Raw genomic sequence first — 15203 nt, 5'->3', positions numbered from 1 at the left:
TGAGCGGGATGGTGCGGCTGAGGGTCCGGTTGATGCGACGGTGCGGCCGGCCAGGGAGGCGATGCCCCCGGACCGGCCGCGTCGCGCGGGTCAGCCGACCTCGCGCAGCATCCCTTCCGCATCGATCTCGAGCGTGAGATCGAGATCGAGCCGGGCGAGGAACGCGTCGTCGTGGCTGACGATGAGCACGGCGCCGCGGTACGCGCGCAGCGCCTCGACGAGCTGGTCGACCGTGTCGAGGTCGAGGTTGTTCGTCGGCTCGTCCAGCACCACGAGCTGAGGTGCGGGGTCGGTGAGCAACAGCGCGGCCAGCGCCACGCGGAAGCGCTCGCCTCCCGACAGCGCGGCGACAGGGCGCTCCGCCGTGGCTCCGCGGATGAGGAACCGGGCGAGCCGGTTGCGCAGCTCCTTTTCGGGCACCTGGGGTGCGGCATCCGCGATGTTCTCGAAGACCGAACGGGTCTCGTCGAGTCCGTCCACGCGCTGCGGCAGGTAGCCGATCCGGTCGGTGTGGGCCGTGGCCTCGAGGTCCAGGCCGCCGGAACTCCGGAGATCCGGGGTGGAATCCGCCGGAACCGCTCCGGTCGGCTCGTATCCCGGGGAATCTCCGGAGTTCTGGCGCCCGCTCTCGACCAGCCGCTCCAGCAGCGTGGTCTTGCCCGCTCCGTTGCGCCCGATCAGCGCGACGCGCTCCGGACCCTGCAGGATCCACGAGCGCTCGCCGTCGCCGATCTCGGCGATCCGGCGCGCCCGCGAGACCTCGGGGTCGGGCAGCTCGATCTTCATCGACGAGTCCGAACGCACGCGGCGCCCCGCCTCGTCGAGGGAGGCGCGCGCGGCATCCTCCTTCGCTCCGACCTCGGTGCGCAGCTTTCCCGCCGAGACCTCCGCGGCCATCTTCCTGCCGTGCGCGACGATCTTCGGCACGCGCTTCTCGACCTCGGCCTTGTTCGCCATCTTCGCGCGCGTCGCGAGCTTGGACTCGGCCTCGATCCGCTGGCGCTTCTCCTTGCGGAGCACCTGCTTGGCCGTCACCTCCGCCTGCTTCGCAGCATCCTGCTCGGCGTCCAGCCAGGCGCGCCACGCGGAGTACGGTCCGCCGAACACGCTCAGCGTCTGCGCGTACAGCTCGGCGGTGTCGTCCATCAGCTCCAGCAGTGAGATGTCGTGGCTGACCACGATGAGCGTGCCCTTCCACGACCTCACCATCGCCGCCAGCTTCGCGCGGGCGTCGCGGTCGAGGTTGTTCGTGGGCTCGTCGAGGAGCGTGATCGGCGCTCGCCGCAGGCGGATGCCGGCGATCGCGACCAGCACGGCCTCGCCGCCCGACAGCTCTCCGACGCGGCGGTCGAGGAAGTCGGGCGAGAGGCCGGCCTCGGCGAGGGATGCCTCCGCCCTGGCCTCGATGTCCCAGTCGTCGCCGACCGCGTCGAAGTGCGCCGGGTCGACGTCGCCGGCGCCGATCGCGCGGACGGCGTCGAGCGCCTCGGCCACGCCGAGCAGTTCGGCGACGCGCCGGTCGACGTCGAGGGTCAGCTGCTGCGGGAGGTAGGCGACCTCTCCGGTGGCCGAGACGACACCCGAGGTGGGCGCCAGTTCTCCGGCCATCAGGCGCAGCAGCGTGGACTTGCCGGCGCCGTTGCGTCCGACCAGTCCGGTGCGGGCCGATCCGAAGGCGCCGGACACGGCGTCGAGCGCCGTCTGCCCGTCTGGCCAGGTGAAGGTGAGGCGGTCGAGGGTGACCGATGCATGAAGGGTGGGGGTTGACATGGTGTCTCCTGTCGAGTGCGAGGGTGCACTGACACCGAGCCCTCGGGGAGTCGTCGGAAGACGACCTCGCAAGGAGGGAGATGGGCCGTGGATCAGCCGTCGTCGGGTCAGCGCGCGGAAAGAAGAGCGCGGAGGCGACGGATCAGATCAAAGGACTTCCAGACACGGCGGACAGGACTCCACGACGATACCCCCGCCTCCGCGGTGCGCGCAACCCGGGCGTGTCGCGCCGGGATGTCCACCGCGCGGGGGATGCCGCAGGGCCTCCGGACTCGTAGCGTGGAGGAATGGCAGACGAGAGCATGAGTCCCGGCGAGATGATGCAGCGCGTCGGCATGGGGGCCGGACTCGCGATCGGAATCGGCGTCGGCGTCTCTCTCGGCACGGGTTTCCAGAACCTGGCGCTCGGCATGGGGATCGGCGTCGGGATCGGAACCCTCGTCATGATGTGCTTCATCAGCGCCGGATCGAAACTCCGGAAGCAGGAGTGGGCGGCGGCGCAGGCGGCGCGTGAGTCCTCCGACACGGATGCCGAGGATGACTCCGAGAGCGGGGCCGGAGCGGGGAGTGGGGCCGGCGCCGAGAGTGGAGCCGGCGCTGGTGCCGTGGCCGACGGCGAGCCTGACGCGGATCGACCGGGCCCGCGCTCCTAGTCGGCGGTCAGCCCTCGAGCCACTTCGCGATGAAGTGGCGCACGTCGCCGAGCTCCTCCTCGGAGATGCTGTGGGTGAGTCCCGTGTAGACGCGGCCGGAGAGGTCGGAGTGGCCGGGCAGCCACTCGGCGGTGTGCGCGACGAGATGCGCCGGGATGACGTCGTCATGCGTCCCGCGCCCCCAGAACACCGGCGGGCGCAGCTCGGCGAGCTCCTCGTCGCCTGCGACGTCCCCGGGGGTCGCGTATCCGCTCAACGCCACGACAGCGCCGAAGCGCTCCGGCGCGAGCCGCATGGCCTGCAGAGAGACCGCCGCGCCCTGCGAGAACCCGAGCAGCGCGACCTTCGGAGCATCGGATGCCGCGGCGTCGAGCCAGCGGAGGAAGGCCTCCGCCGCAGCTGTGACGTGGGAGGCATCGCGTCCGTCGAGGCCGTCGATCGGGTACCAGGACCGGCCGGGCATCGGCCACGGCGGGGTCAGGGGAGCGGCGACGGATGCCACGGCGATGCCCTCGGGCAGATACGGCACCAGACCGAACAGGTCGTGCTCGTCGGCGCCGTAGCCGTGGAGCAGCACCAGCAGCGGCATCCCCTCCCGGTCGCCGGCGGACCACCGGGTCGCGGCGTCGTCGATCGTCAGGTTTCTCGGTCACGCTCCTATCCTGCCTGGTAGAAAGGACACATGGCGGTTCGCACACCTGATCCCGATCCGGAACCCGAAGACTCGGGGCTCGGCTCCTTCGACGGCGCCGCGCCGGCGTCGGGGGCGAATCCCGGCTGGCTGACAGACGTCGAGCTCGAAGAGGCTCGTCGTCGCATGCCGATGCTCTACGTGGAGGCGATCCCCGTGCGCACCGACGGCTCGGGGGTGGTGACCGAGATCGGCATCCTGCTGCGATCCACGCCTCTGGGTGAGATGACCCGCACGATCGTGTCGGGCCGGGTGCGCTTCGGCGAGACGATCCGCGACGCGCTGTTCCGGCACGTCGAGAACGACCTCGGGCCGATGGCCTTCCCGCTGCTGCCGCCGCAGCCGCTGCCGTTCACGGTGGCCGAGTACTTCCCGATCCCGGGCGTGAGCGCCTATCACGACGACCGTCAGCACGCGGTGTCGCTCGCGTTCGTGGTGCCGGTGACCGGCACCTGCGAGCCCCGTCAGGACGCGCTGGAGGTGACCTGGTTCACTCCCGAGGAGGCGGGCTCAGACGCCGTCGCCGCCGAGATGGAGGGCGGCCGTGGCACGCTCATCCGGCAGGCTCTGGCGAACCTCGGCCTGCTCCGGTAGCTCGCGTTCGCGCGCGCTCCGTCGAGTGCACGGGAAGTCGCCGAGTGCACGGGAAGAATGCGTGAACAAGCCGTGCAGTCGGCGAATTCGTGTGCGCTCGGCGGCAGGATGCGCCGCGGCGAGTGAGCGGGTGGCGGTGCGTCAGGCCTGCGTCAGGCGCGCGAGCTCCGCGACGAAGGCGTCGACGTCGTCTTCGTGCGTGTCGAAACCGCACATCCAGCGGACCTCGTTGCGTGCGGCATCCCAGTCGTAGAAGCGGAACGACTCGCGCAGTGCGTCGGCGACGCCGTCGGGCAGCGTCGCGAAGACGCCGTTCGACTGGGTCGGCTGCGTGAACGAGACACCGGTGATCGAGCCGTCGGCGATGCCGGCGTCGATCGCCCCGCGGAGGCGCTGGGCCATGGCGTTCGCGTGCTGTGCGTTGCGCAGCCACAGGTCGCCCTCGAGCAGCGCGATGAGCTGAGCCGAGACGAAGCGCATCTTCGAGGAGAGCTGCATGTTGAACTTGCGCGAGTAGCTCAGACCGTCGGACGCCTCGGGGTTCAGCACCACGATCGCCTCGCCCAGCATCGCGCCGTTCTTCGTGCCGCCGAAGCTGAGCACGTCGACGCCGACGTCGCGCGTGAAGGCCCGCAGCGGCAGGTCGAGCGCCGCGGCCGCGTTCGAGATGCGCGCGCCGTCGACGTGCAGCTTCATGCCGCGCTCGTGCGCGTGATCGGCGAGGGCCTTGATCTCCTCGGCCGTGTAGAGCGTGCCGAGCTCGGTGGACTGGGTGATCGAGACCACGAGCGGCTGCGCGCGATGCTCGTCGCCCCAGCCCCAGGCCTCGCGGTCGACGAGCTCGGGGGTGAGCTTGCCGTCGTCGGTCGGGATGGTGAGCAGCTTGAAGCCGCCGATCTTCTCGGGGGCACCGCCCTCGTCGACGTTGATGTGGGCGGTGGATGCCGCGATCACGGCGCCCCAGCGCGGCAGCATCGACTGCAGGCCGGTGACGTTGGCTCCGGTGCCGTTGAACACCGGGAACGCCTGCACGCCCTCGCCGAAGTGCGACCGGAAGACCTCCTGCAGGCGCGCCGTGTAGGCGTCTTCGCCGTAGGCCACCTGGTGGCCGCCGTTGGCCGCGGCGATGGCGGCGAGGACATCGGGGTGGATGCCGGAGTAGTTGTCGCTGGCGAATCCCCGGATCGCGGGGTCATGCTGAATGCTCACCGACCCAGTCTATTTGCGTGGGGGAGCGCGACAGGCCTACCGGATGTCCGTACCCCCGCCTACCCTCTTAGCATGCAGAGAACCGCGGCGAAGACGGCCTTCGCGAACGTCCTCGTCAACACGCTGATCGCCAACGTGACGACGAGCTTCCTCTGGTTCGCGCTGACGTTCTGGGTGTACATCGAGACGCAGTCCGTGCTCGCCACCGGCATCATCGGCGGCGCCTACATGCTCTTCATCGCCTTCTTCGCGATGATCTTCGGCACGATCGTCGATCGTCACCGCAAGCACACCGTGATGCTGTTGTCGAGCGTCGTCTCGGCCGCGGCCTTCCTGGTCGCCGGCATCCTCTACGTCTGGCAGGGCGAATCGGCGCTGCTCGACCTCGGCGGTCCGTGGTTCTGGGCGTTCTCGCTGGTGATCCTCTTCGGCGGGGTCATCGAGCAGCTCCGCAACATCGCCCTGTCGACGACCGTCACCCTGCTGGTCGACGAAGACAAGCGCGCCAACGCGAACGGCCTCGTCGGCACCGTGCAGGGCCTGGCCTTCCTCGTCACCAGCGTCTTCTCCGGGCTCTCTATCGGCTTCCTCGGCATGGGCTGGACCCTGGTGATCGCGATCGCCGCGATGGCGCTGACCTTCGTGCACCTGATGTTCATCCGCATCCCCGAGGGCACACCGGAGCCCGACCCGAACGCGTCGAGCGCGCTCGACTTCCGCGGCAGCGTGCAGGCGATCAGGCTCGCCCCCGGCCTGTTCGCGCTGATCATCTTCTCGACGTTCAACAACCTCATCGGCGGCGTCTACATGGCGCTCATGGATCCCTACGGACTCACCCTGTTCGACGCGCAGACGTGGGGCTTCGCGCTGGCGTTCGCCTCGACGGGCTTCCTGGTCGGCGGAGGTCTCGTCGCGAAGTTCGGACTCGGCCCGAAACCGATGCGCACCCTCCTGCTCATCGTCATCGCGATGGGTCTGCTCGGGGCCGTGTTCATGCTGCGGGAGTGGTGGCCGCTGTACGTCGTGGGCATGTGGGTCTACATGGCGATGGTGCCGCCGGCCGAGGCCGCGGAGCAGACCGTGATCCAGAAGGTCGTGCCGTTCGAGCGGCAGGGGCGGGTGTTCGGCGTCGCGGCGGCGATGGAGGCGGCCGCCGCCCCGATCACGGCCTTCCTCATCGCGCCGATCGCCGAGTTCCTGATCATCCCGTACATGAAGACCCCGGCCGGCGACGCGCAGTGGGGCTGGCTGCTCGGGCAGGGCGAGGCCCGCGGCATCGCCCTGATCTGCCTCTTCGCTGGGCTCATCATGGTCGTCGTGGGCGGTCTGGCCTTCCTCACGAAGTCCTACCGGCAGCTGACCGAGCTGTACGCCAACGCGCCGGCGCAGGAGATCCCCGGCGGAGAGGGCGACAGTGCGGCGGATGCCGACGACGACGCTTCGTCGGCAGCTGCGGACGTGACGGAGCGTGCCGAATCGGGCGGGGTTCCCCGTTCGTCCGGGCCCGCGCTGATCGATCCGGTATCAGCTCGCGGTGGACGAGCAGGGGCGGACGGCAGGGAGGCGGCCGACGAGGGGCGCGATCGGTGAGCCCGCAGCACGCCGCGGAGCCGGGGGAGATCAGGATCGTCCCGGCGAATCAGGCCGGGTGGGATGACCTGCAGTCGATCCTCACGGGGTCGGCGGCGCGGTGCCAGTGCGAACGGCAACGCCTCGGTGACGGCGACTGGTGGAACATGCCCGTGGAGGAGCGGCGCGATCTGCTGAGGAGCGAGACGCACTGCGGGGATCCGCGTGCGGCGGAGACGATCGGCCTCGTCGCCTACCTCGGCGACGAGGCGGTCGGCTGGTGCGCGGTCGATCGGCGCAGCGTCTACGGGCGACTCCGTGGATCGTCGGTGCCGTGGAAGGGCCGCGACGAGGACAAGAACGACGACGGCGTCTGGGCGATCGCGTGCCTCATCGTGCGACCGGGCTTCCGCCGCCGGGGTCTCACGTACCCCATGGTGGTCGCGGCGGTCGACCACGCCCGCGCGCAGGGCGCCACGGCGATCGAGGGATACCCCCTGCTCACAGGAGGCTCCACGGTCTCGTGGGGCGAGATGAACGTCGGCGCGGTCGGCCCATTCGCCGCGGCCGGATTCACCGAGGTCAGCCACCCGACGACCCGACGCGTCGTGATGCGGCTCGATCTCTGAGCGGCCGGATTCCACCCGCCGAGCGCCCGCGTCCGCAGCCGCCGTCAGGCGAGGTCGATCACGCGGTCGTTGAGCTCTGCGGCATCCGCATCCCACAGTGCGAGGACGGCGGTTGCGAGAGCGGCAGGGTCGAGCGCCTTGGCGCGGAACACGACGGATGCCGCACGCAGCGGCTCTTCGGCGTCGCGAGCCGCCTTCGCGAAGCCCTGCGCGACCGCCCGCGCCCACGCTTCACTCGCCGCCTTCACGGCCGCGTAGTTCGCCCCTCCGGCGAGCGGCCTGGCGACGGCCGTCGACGAGACGACGGCGAAGCGTCCGGCATCCGAGGTGCGCAGCGCGGCATCGAAGGCGCGGCTCGTGGCCCGCACCGCGAGCAGGGCGGGGAGAAGGGCGTCGAAGTCCTCATCGGACTGTCCTGCGAGCCCGCCGCCGCCGCGCCATCCGCCGACCAGCGGGAGCACCCCGTCGACGACGTCGAGGCGTGCGGCCAGCGAGGTCATCTCCTCCAGGGAGGTCGCATCGGCGATCTCGACCTCGGCGCCGGCATCGGCGAGCGGCGCCAACCGCGACGCCGAGCGCCCGGTGGCGACGACCCGAACTCCCGCCGTCAGGAGTGCGCGCGCGACGACGAGCCCCGCGTCGCTGGTGGCTCCGGCGAGGACGATGGTGCGACCGCTGACGCTCATGACGGGTTCCCCTTTCGACGGCATCCGATTCTCGGACGAACGCGCCCTTCTCGGACGATCCTCCCCGAATCATCCGAGAAACGGGAGGGCGTCCGAGAAAGGCGCGTGTGATCAGTCGTCGGTGCTGCGGATGCCGACGGTCGACTCGATGACCGGCTTCATCTTCTTGTCGAGGGTCTCGAAGAACATCGACAGCGGGAACTCGTCGTCCATCACGGCATCCGTGTAGCCCTTGGGGGCGCCGGCGAGGATCTCGTCGGAGAGCCCACGGGCCCACTGCGACGCCGGGTGCGGCGTGAGCGTGCCCCGGACGAGCTCGTACGCGGCCAGCCAGTGCGCGACCTTCGGGCGGTCGATCGAGTGCCAGTACAGGTCGTCGATCGCATCGCCCAGCGCGACCACGGCGTCGGGGACGTTGTCCCAGTCGAACGCGAGAGCGGTGTCCGTCCAGTGCAGCACGCCGCGCTGGTGCAGCCACGCGAACAGCAGCTGGCCGCCGACCGCGTCGTAGTTGCGCGTGCGGTTGCCGGTGATCGCGAAGCGGAAGATCCGGTCGAAGATCACGGCGTACTGCACGAGCCCGGCGTGATCGTGCATCTCCCGCTCGGCCTCGGTCAGCTCCTCGCCGGCGGCGATACGGGCCGCGAGGGCGCGCTCGATCTTCACCGACTCGCGGAACGCGGTCATGTCGCACCGCATCTCCTCCAGCGAGTAGAGGAAGAACGGCATCCGCTGCTTGATCATGAACGGATCGAACGGAAGGTCGCCGCGCATGTGCGTGCGGTCGTGGATGATGTCCCACATCACGAACGCGCGCTCGGTCAGCGCCTGGTCGTCGAGCATCGCCGCAGCGCGCTCCGGCAGGTCGAGGTTGGTGATCTCGGAGGCGGCGCGGGTGACCCGGCGGTAGCGGGCGGCCTCGCGGTCCTGGAAGATCGCACCCCACGTGAAGGAGGGGATCTCGCGCATCGCGACGGTCTCGGGGAACAGCACGGCCGAGTTCGTGTCGTAGCCGGGCGTGAAGTCGACGAGACGCAGCGAGACGAACAGCTTGTTGCCGTAGTCGCCCGCTTCGAGCGCCGCGATGAACTCCGGCCAGATCGTCTCGACGATGAGCGCCTCGACGAGGCGGTCGCTCGACCCGTTCTGCGTGTACATCGGGAAGATCACGAGGTGGCGGATGCCGTCGACGCGGTGCTGCTGCGGCTGGAAGGCCACGAGCGAGTCGAGGAAGTCCGGCACGCCGAAGTCCTCGGAAGCCCAGCGGTCGAAGTCGACGATCGAGGCGGCGAAGTAGTCGGCGTCGTGCGGGAAGGCGGGAGCCAGGGCACGGATGCCGGCGGTGATCGCGGCGACGAGTTCGCGTGCGACGCCGTGGTGCGCGGCATCCGGAATGGAGCCGTCCTTGATCTGGAGCTCGCGGATGGCGATCGCGGCGTCCTTGAGCTGCGCCCAGGCGGCGCTCTGCTCGGCGATCGCGGCATCCTCGACGACCTCGGGTTCGCCGACGATGGCCTGTGCAGCGGAGCTGGTGGCGGAAATGATGGACATCGGGACCTCCGATCGGAGAATGTGGCGGAAAGATTCCGGCGTATACGGAATCCTGACGATAATCTTACATCCATGGATGACTCTGTCGACCGCGCGATCCTCGCCGAGGTCTCTCGAGACGGCCGCGCCACGCTCTCCCAGTTGTCGGATGCCGTGGGCCTCTCGGTGTCGGCCGTGCAGTCGCGCCTGAAGCGCCTCGAGACGCGTGGCGTCATCACCGGCTACCGCGCGATCCTCGACCCGGAGCAGGCGGGCACGCCGCTCTCGGCCTTCATCGAGATCACCCCGCTCGACCCCGCGCAGCCCGACAACGCCCCCGAGCTGCTGGAGCACCTCGACGCGATCGAGGCCTGCCACTCCATCGCCGGAGACGCGAGCTACATGCTGTTCGTCCGGGTGGCCTCCCCCCGGGCCCTGGAAGGACTGGTCCGCGACATCCGCCTCGCCGCGAACGTGAGCACGCGCACCACGGTCGTGCTGCAGACCTACTACGAGCACCGGCCGATCATCCCCGTCGGCTCCGCGGACTGACCTGGTCGCCGCGGATCAGATCGCCGCGCCGATCATCGCCTCCCCGAGGGGCGTCCGCAGATGCAGCATCCGGTTGCCCTCGCGCTCGCTGCCGATGAGCCCGGCGCCGCGGAGGACGGTGAGGTGATGGGATGCCGTCGACACCGCGATGCCGGCATCCCTCGCCACCTGCGAGGTGGTGCGCGCGACTCCCGCGTGGAGCAGGATGTCGGCGCGCGCAGGACCCAGCAGGGCGCCGAGCGCGTCGGCCATCTCGGCCGCGTCGCGCGCCCAGCCCGCGGTGACGCCGCGCGCGGGGTAGTAGAGGGTCGGCTGGGCCGGCGGTTCGGTGAGCACCATGCAGCCCCACGACGACATCACCGATGGCACGAGCACGAGTCCGCCTCCGCGGCAGTCGACGTGTTCGCTGTGCCGTCGCAGCTGCACGCGCACGGCCCCTTCTCCCCAGCTCACCCGCGGGTGCAGATCCTCGGCCATGGCGGCGATTCCCGACGATGCGATGGTCCGTGAGCGCACCGCGATGTCGGCGCGCAGCAGCCGCTCCAGCTGGGGCCACACCGGCGCGAGCACGGCATCCCACACCTCCGGCCAGGCGTCGGCGATCATCTCCCGCGCACGCGCTGGACGCTCCTGCATGTCTCTGAGCGCTCGCTGACGCGCCCCCGTCGACCGGTCGACCATCTTGCCGAAGTCCACGCGCATGCCGTCGAGGGGCGTCCGCCGCAGCGCGTCCCGCTCGGCATCGGGCGTCAGATCCCACGCCGCGGTCGTCGTGAGGAAGTCGGGGAGGTAGCCGTCCTCGCCGATGACGACGGCGAGCAGCTCGAAGCTCCGGCGGGGGAGGCGCTCGCGCACCGCTCGGAGCCATCCCCACTGCAGCGGATGCTGCGCCGGACGCAGCAGCACGCGCACGGCGTGGGCCAGCTCGTGCCCGGGGGAGATCCCGAAGCGCACGGCCTGGATGTCGCCGGGGCTCAGGTGGAACTCCACCCGGTGGTCCGGATGCTCGACGCCTTCGATCGGAGCAGAGTTTCGATCCACATCGAAACTCTAGGCCGTGTCGGTGGGGGTGTCGAGACTGGACCCATGAACAGCGCACCGACGTCCGCAGGAATCGTCGCCGCGGCGGACATCCGCATCGGCACAGGTCGCAGCCGTCGCTTCGAGGGCGGCGAGCACGGCGCGGCCGTCTCGTACTTCTACGTGGAGAATCAGCCAGGGCAGGGGCCGGGGCTGCACTGGCACCCCTACCCTGAGACCTGGGTGGTGCTCGAGGGCACCGCGCAGATCACCGTCGGCGACGAGACGCTGCTGGCGGTGGCGGGAGACACGGCCACCGGGCCCGCGTTCGTCCCGCACCGCTTCACCAACGTCGGCGAAGGAGTGCTGCGCATCATCGGCATCCACGCCTCGGCCACCATCATCCAGACGTTCCTCGACGAGGACTGACACACAGGAGAGCACATGTCGTTCCAGGCATACCTCGACAACATCGAGACCAAGACCGGCCTCACCCCCCGGCAGTTCATCGAACTGGCCACGGAGAAGGGATTCGGCCCCGAGACCAAGGCCACCCCGATCGTCGCCTGGCTGAAGGAGGAGTATCAGCTCGGCCAGGGGCACGCGATGGCCCTCGTGCACGTCATCACCAAGGGGCCGCAGATCAGCGACAAGCACGTCGGCAAGGGCGGGGCCCACGGCGATGCGTCGGACACGCTGTGGCTCGACGGCAAAGACAGCAAGCCCGCACTCTGATCCCTCTGCAAGGAGCACCGACATGGCCGTTCGCGCCGATCTGAACATCTCCCTCGACGGTTTCGCGACCACCACAGACCAGACGCCGGAGAACCCCTTCGGCGAGGACTGGGGTCGGCTCGTCGCCGCCTACACCGCCACCCGCACCTTCCGCGCCCGCGTGCTCGGCGACACCTCGGGGGAGGGCACGACGGGACTCGACGAGGACTACGCCGCCGCGTACTTCGAAGAGGTCGCCGCCGAGATCATGGGCGCGGGAATGTTCGGCCTGCACCAGCACGGCGACGACCCCGACTGGCGCGGATGGTGGGGAGACGAACCGCCGTTCCACGTGCCCGTGTTCGTGCTCACCCACACCCCGCGCGCCTCGATCGAGTTCGCGAACGGCACGGTCTTCCACTTCCTCGAGGCGACCCCGGAGGAGGCGCTGGCGCGCGCGACCGAGGCCGCGGGTGGCGGCGACGTCCGCATCGGCGGCGGCGCCGACGTGGTGCGGCAGTTCCTGCGGGCGGGGCTCATCGACCGGCTGCACGTGGCCGTCGCGCCCCTCGTGATCGGCAGTGGAGAGCGCATCTGGGACGGCCTGCGCGGCATCGAGAACGACTACGCCGTCCGCAGCGAGGTCGCGGAGAGCGGCGTCACGCACGTCACCTTCACCCGTCGCTGAGCATCCGATCCTCCTCCGTGCGATCGCGCGGGCGAGGTCGCGGCGTCGCGTCGCGTCTGTGCGGGTGCGGGTGCGGGCGTGGGCGGGGTCGCGTGGGCGCGGGCGGGGTCGCGTGCGCTCTCGTTCGGGAGGAGATATCACGTTCGGGAGGAGGATTCCGCCCGGATTCTCCTCCCGAACGTGAGTTCTCCTCCCGCGGGGAGTTCTCCCCTCGAATGTGAGTTCGCATCACGTGGGGAGTTCTCGTCCCGAACGTGAGTTCGCGTCGCGTCTGCGCGGGCGTATGCGGGGGCGGGGTCGCGTGTGCTCGCGTTCGGGAGGAGATATCACGTTCGGGAGGAGGATTCCGCCCGGATTCTCCTCCCGAACGTGAGTTCTCCTCCCGTGGGGAGTTCTCCTATCGAACGTGCGTTGTCCTCCCGTGAGGGTTCTCCCCCCGGGGTGTCTCCTCCCGTGGTGGCGCCGGCTCCTCGCCGGGGTGCGGGTTCGCGTCGTGTCTCGTCTCGCTCGACGGCGGGAAAAGGAGTGACCAGTAGGATTCCCTCCGTGGCAGCATCCTCGAATCGCAAGAAGAAGTCCCGTCGCGCTCCCGTCCGCACGAGCGGGAATCCGGCGAAGAAGCCCGTCGTCGAGCTCGGCCCGGTGACGGCATCCGACTGGATCGGCGCCGCCCGTCTGCGCACGCTGCCGCTCGCGATCGCGCCGGTCGTCATCGGCACCGGAGCTGCGCGCAGCACAGGACCGGAGTTCCACTGGGTCATCGCGCTGGCGTGCCTCGCGGTCGCGGTCTTCCTGCAGATCGGCGTGAACTTCACGAACGACTACAGCGACGGCATCCGCGGCACCGACGCGCACCGTGTCGGACCCGCACGCCTGACCGCCTCGGGCCGGGTGTCACCGCGCACCGTGCTGATCATCGGCCTCGTCTTCTTCGCTCTCGCGGCGGTCGTGGGTCTCGCGATCGTCATCCGCACGCAGCAGTGGTGGATGCTCGCCGTCGGAGCGGTCTGCATCGTCGCGGCGTGGTTCTACACCGGCGGAAAGCGCCCCTACGGGTACTTCGGCCTCGGCGAGGTGTTCGTCTTCGTGTTCTTCGGGCTCGTCGCCACCCTCGGCACGACCTGGGTGCAGATCTTCGCGCTGCCGCAGCAGGCGTGGCTGGGCGCGGTGGCCGCCGGACTGTTCGCGTGCGCCGTGCTGCTCGCCAACAACCTCCGCGACATCGACCAGGATCGCCTCGTGGGCAAGCGCACCCTCACGGTGCTGATCGGCGCGCGGGCGACCCAGGTGCTGTACACCCTGTTCGTGCTCGCGCCGTTCGGCATCTCGATCTTCCTCGCGCTGCTCTTCCCGATCGCGTGGATCGCGCTGCTGGCCCTGCTCGCCGCGCTCCCGGCGCTCGTGATCGTCTGGACCTATCGCAAGCCCGGCGAACTCGTCATCGCCCTCGCGCTGACGTCGCTCGCGGCGCTCCTCTACGCGGGGGCGCTGTTCTGGGCCTTCGTCGGCTGACGCGCGTCTCAGCGGGGAGACCTCGAGTTTCAGCCGGGAGGCCTCGCGCCTCAGCGGGGAGACCGCGCGTCTCAACCGGGAGACCTCGCGTTTCAGCCGGGAGATCGCGCGTCTCAGCGGGGAGACCTCGCGTCTCAGCCACGAGACCGCGCGTCTCGCTCAGGAGACGAGGTTGCCTCCTCCGTCGCTCGGATGCTCGAAGGGGAGACGGTAGCCGAACTTCTCGCGGAGCGACGGCGCAGCGGCCCCGAGGCGCATCGCGAGAGCGAAGAGCGCGGCGAGCCCGAGCAGCAAGATGATGGCCGTCACGACGGCAGGAGTGAGGTCCGGAGCGGTGAGGCCCAGCACCCCGGCGCCGAGCAGCACCCACACCGCGGTGGCCGTGCGGAGGTCCGCGGCGAGTGCCGTCGTCGCTGCGGATGCTCGCCCCCGATCGGCGGCCGTCGCGGCCCTGCCGGCGCGAACCCGCTGGAGGACACGACGCAGCTGGTCGATGCGAAGGGCTCCGAGGACGAGAAGCGCGAGCACGCTGAGCGGACCCACAGCGGCTCCGACGACCTGCGCCTGCGCGGAGACTCCCGTCGGCGGACGGAGCGAGAGGACGGCGCAGGCGAGGGCTGCCGGTGTCAGCACCATGAGGAGGGGCGTCGCAGCGCGATCCAGCGCGGAGCGCTCTCGACGCTCCCGGGCGTCGACCCGCTTCTGAACGTCATCGTCGGCCACGAGCACCCTGGCTGGTCCCTGCTCGCCGAGCGCTGCGGTCGGGAGCCGGTCGGCCGCGACGCGGGCCCAGCGGCGGTCGGCGGCGAGCAGGACGAGCACGACAGGGATGCAGAGCGCGCCGACCACCAGCGAGACGGCGGCGATGAGGGGGAGTGCGCCGGCGGCGAGGAGGATGCCGCCCGTGCCGAGGGCGATCACGCCGATGGACGTGGTCGTGGCGACGGCGGCGATCCGCGGAGAGCGCCCGATCGGTCCGCGCACCTCGACGGCGTTGCGTAGCTCACGCGGGTCTGCTGTCCGCGCGTACATCCGGACGAGGGCGAGCTGTCGTGTGGTGGACGCGTAGCCCCACGTGATGAGAGACAGAGCGCCGCCCAGAACCGCGGCGAGGAGCGGGCCGCCGAACACCTCGATGAAGTCGGTCGGCGAGTCGGGGAAGACGAGCCTGCCGAGGAGTGCCAGGAGCGGGAGGGTGCACAGGAGCAGGCCGCATCCGACGGCGGCGGCAGCGGAGAGGCCCACAACAGCGTCGCCGATCAGCACGCTCGGGGTGGGTGGCAGCTCGCGGCCCCGTCGGCGTCGTCCGTCTCCGAGAGGTCCGCGGCGTGAGGTCACGAGACCAGGCTCTCATGTGCGGACGCCGCACGAACCACGGGAAGCGGG

General features: G+C 70.3%; 16 protein-coding genes. 9 read left to right on the top strand and 7 right to left on the bottom strand.

Annotated elements, in window-relative coordinates; all coding sequences use genetic code 11:
- Positions 1-90: 90 nt before the first annotated feature.
- Positions 91-1770: an ABC-F family ATP-binding cassette domain-containing protein gene (locus CQ047_RS03090; RefSeq protein WP_105672822.1), complete on the bottom strand. Its 1680-nt coding sequence runs from the start codon at positions 1768-1770 to the stop codon at positions 91-93.
- A gap of 287 nt (positions 1771-2057) precedes the next feature.
- Between CQ047_RS03090 and CQ047_RS03085 the strand changes: the two genes are divergently transcribed.
- On the top strand, positions 2058-2423 hold the full coding sequence (locus CQ047_RS03085) for a hypothetical protein (RefSeq protein WP_105672821.1): 366 nt from the start codon (positions 2058-2060) through the stop codon (positions 2421-2423).
- Between the two features lie 7 nt (positions 2424-2430).
- Here the strand turns inward: CQ047_RS03085 and CQ047_RS03080 are convergent, their stop codons facing one another.
- A complete protein-coding gene (locus CQ047_RS03080; protein ID WP_105672820.1) occupies positions 2431-3012 on the bottom strand; it encodes an alpha/beta hydrolase in 582 nt (193 codons plus the stop codon).
- A 93-nt stretch (positions 3013-3105) separates the two neighbouring features.
- Here CQ047_RS03080 and CQ047_RS03075 point away from each other — a divergent pair, with 93 nt between their 5' ends.
- Complete coding sequence (locus tag CQ047_RS03075; RefSeq protein ID WP_105672819.1) at positions 3106-3708, top strand: NUDIX hydrolase family protein; 603 nt, start codon at positions 3106-3108, stop codon at positions 3706-3708.
- A gap of 141 nt (positions 3709-3849) precedes the next feature.
- Here CQ047_RS03075 and CQ047_RS03070 read toward each other — a convergent pair whose 3' ends face one another.
- Positions 3850-4917: a low specificity L-threonine aldolase gene (locus CQ047_RS03070; protein WP_105672818.1), complete on the bottom strand. Its 1068-nt coding sequence runs from the start codon at positions 4915-4917 to the stop codon at positions 3850-3852.
- Between the two features lie 72 nt (positions 4918-4989).
- Between CQ047_RS03070 and CQ047_RS03065 the strand changes: the two genes are divergently transcribed.
- Together CQ047_RS03065 and CQ047_RS03060 are read left to right on the top strand one after the other, a co-directional pair.
- A complete protein-coding gene (locus CQ047_RS03065; protein WP_105672817.1) occupies positions 4990-6507 on the top strand; it encodes an MFS transporter in 1518 nt (505 codons plus the stop codon).
- Complete coding sequence (locus CQ047_RS03060; protein ID WP_223585927.1) at positions 6504-7115, top strand: GNAT family N-acetyltransferase; 612 nt, start codon at positions 6504-6506, stop codon at positions 7113-7115. The genes CQ047_RS03065 and CQ047_RS03060 overlap by 4 nt, the downstream gene beginning before the upstream one ends.
- 44 nt (positions 7116-7159) lie before the next feature.
- On the opposite strand, the gene CQ047_RS03055 is transcribed toward CQ047_RS03060, so the two are convergent.
- Together CQ047_RS03055 and CQ047_RS03050 are read right to left on the bottom strand one after the other, a co-directional pair.
- Entirely contained in the window at positions 7160-7801 is a 642-nt protein-coding gene (locus CQ047_RS03055; protein ID WP_105672816.1) for an SDR family oxidoreductase, read from the bottom strand.
- A gap of 111 nt (positions 7802-7912) precedes the next feature.
- Positions 7913-9352, bottom strand: coding sequence for a DUF6421 family protein (locus CQ047_RS03050; RefSeq protein WP_105672815.1), 1440 nt, complete (start codon positions 9350-9352; stop codon positions 7913-7915).
- A gap of 72 nt (positions 9353-9424) precedes the next feature.
- Between CQ047_RS03050 and CQ047_RS03045 the strand changes: the two genes are divergently transcribed.
- A complete protein-coding gene (locus tag CQ047_RS03045) occupies positions 9425-9883 on the top strand; it encodes an Lrp/AsnC family transcriptional regulator (protein WP_105672814.1) in 459 nt (152 codons plus the stop codon).
- A 15-nt stretch (positions 9884-9898) separates the two neighbouring features.
- Here the strand turns inward: CQ047_RS03045 and CQ047_RS03040 are convergent, their stop codons facing one another.
- Entirely contained in the window at positions 9899-10924 is a 1026-nt protein-coding gene (locus tag CQ047_RS03040) for a DUF5937 family protein (RefSeq protein WP_105672813.1), read from the bottom strand.
- Positions 10925-10969: 45 nt separating this feature from the next.
- Between CQ047_RS03040 and CQ047_RS03035 the strand changes: the two genes are divergently transcribed.
- The 4 genes from CQ047_RS03035 (at position 10970) to CQ047_RS03020 (ending at position 13817) form a co-directional block, all read left to right on the top strand.
- Positions 10970-11332 carry a cupin domain-containing protein gene (locus CQ047_RS03035; RefSeq protein WP_105672812.1) on the top strand — a complete coding sequence of 121 codons (363 nt, stop codon included), beginning with the start codon at positions 10970-10972 and terminating at the stop codon, positions 11330-11332.
- Positions 11333-11347: 15 nt separating this feature from the next.
- Positions 11348-11638: a DUF4287 domain-containing protein gene (locus tag CQ047_RS03030; RefSeq protein ID WP_105672811.1), complete on the top strand. Its 291-nt coding sequence runs from the start codon at positions 11348-11350 to the stop codon at positions 11636-11638.
- A 22-nt stretch (positions 11639-11660) separates the two neighbouring features.
- A complete protein-coding gene (locus CQ047_RS03025; RefSeq protein ID WP_105672810.1) occupies positions 11661-12305 on the top strand; it encodes a dihydrofolate reductase family protein in 645 nt (214 codons plus the stop codon).
- Positions 12306-12851: 546 nt separating this feature from the next.
- Positions 12852-13817 carry a 1,4-dihydroxy-2-naphthoate polyprenyltransferase gene (locus CQ047_RS03020; protein ID WP_105672809.1) on the top strand — a complete coding sequence of 322 codons (966 nt, stop codon included), beginning with the start codon at positions 12852-12854 and terminating at the stop codon, positions 13815-13817.
- Between the two features lie 159 nt (positions 13818-13976).
- Here CQ047_RS03020 and CQ047_RS03015 read toward each other — a convergent pair whose 3' ends face one another.
- A complete protein-coding gene (locus CQ047_RS03015) occupies positions 13977-15155 on the bottom strand; it encodes a hypothetical protein (RefSeq protein WP_105672808.1) in 1179 nt (392 codons plus the stop codon).
- Positions 15156-15203: the final 48 nt, after the last annotated feature.

Source organism: Microbacterium sp. MYb72 (genome assembly GCF_002979415.1).
In the GTDB taxonomy this organism is placed as follows: domain Bacteria; phylum Actinomycetota; class Actinomycetes; order Actinomycetales; family Microbacteriaceae; genus Microbacterium; species Microbacterium natoriense.
This window is presented reverse-complemented; position numbering and strand designations above follow the sequence as displayed.

What these genes read in the sequence shown, in the direction of transcription:
- CQ047_RS03090 (WP_105672822.1), bottom strand. Translation starts at nt 1,770, where the DNA reads ATGTCAACCCCCACCCTTCATGCATCGGTCACCCTCGACCGCCTCACC.
- CQ047_RS03085 (WP_105672821.1), top strand. Translation starts at nt 2,058, where the DNA reads ATGGCAGACGAGAGCATGAGTCCCGGCGAGATGATGCAGCGCGTCGGC.
- CQ047_RS03080 (WP_105672820.1), bottom strand. Translation starts at nt 3,012, where the DNA reads ATGCCGCTGCTGGTGCTGCTCCACGGCTACGGCGCCGACGAGCACGAC.
- CQ047_RS03075 (WP_105672819.1), top strand. Translation starts at nt 3,106, where the DNA reads ATGGCGGTTCGCACACCTGATCCCGATCCGGAACCCGAAGACTCGGGG.
- CQ047_RS03065 (WP_105672817.1), top strand. Translation starts at nt 4,990, where the DNA reads ATGCAGAGAACCGCGGCGAAGACGGCCTTCGCGAACGTCCTCGTCAAC.
- CQ047_RS03055 (WP_105672816.1), bottom strand. Translation starts at nt 7,801, where the DNA reads ATGAGCGTCAGCGGTCGCACCATCGTCCTCGCCGGAGCCACCAGCGAC.
- CQ047_RS03050 (WP_105672815.1), bottom strand. Translation starts at nt 9,352, where the DNA reads ATGTCCATCATTTCCGCCACCAGCTCCGCTGCACAGGCCATCGTCGGC.
- CQ047_RS03045 (WP_105672814.1), top strand. Translation starts at nt 9,425, where the DNA reads ATGGATGACTCTGTCGACCGCGCGATCCTCGCCGAGGTCTCTCGAGAC.
- CQ047_RS03035 (WP_105672812.1), top strand. Translation starts at nt 10,970, where the DNA reads ATGAACAGCGCACCGACGTCCGCAGGAATCGTCGCCGCGGCGGACATC.
- CQ047_RS03030 (WP_105672811.1), top strand. Translation starts at nt 11,348, where the DNA reads ATGTCGTTCCAGGCATACCTCGACAACATCGAGACCAAGACCGGCCTC.
- CQ047_RS03025 (WP_105672810.1), top strand. Translation starts at nt 11,661, where the DNA reads ATGGCCGTTCGCGCCGATCTGAACATCTCCCTCGACGGTTTCGCGACC.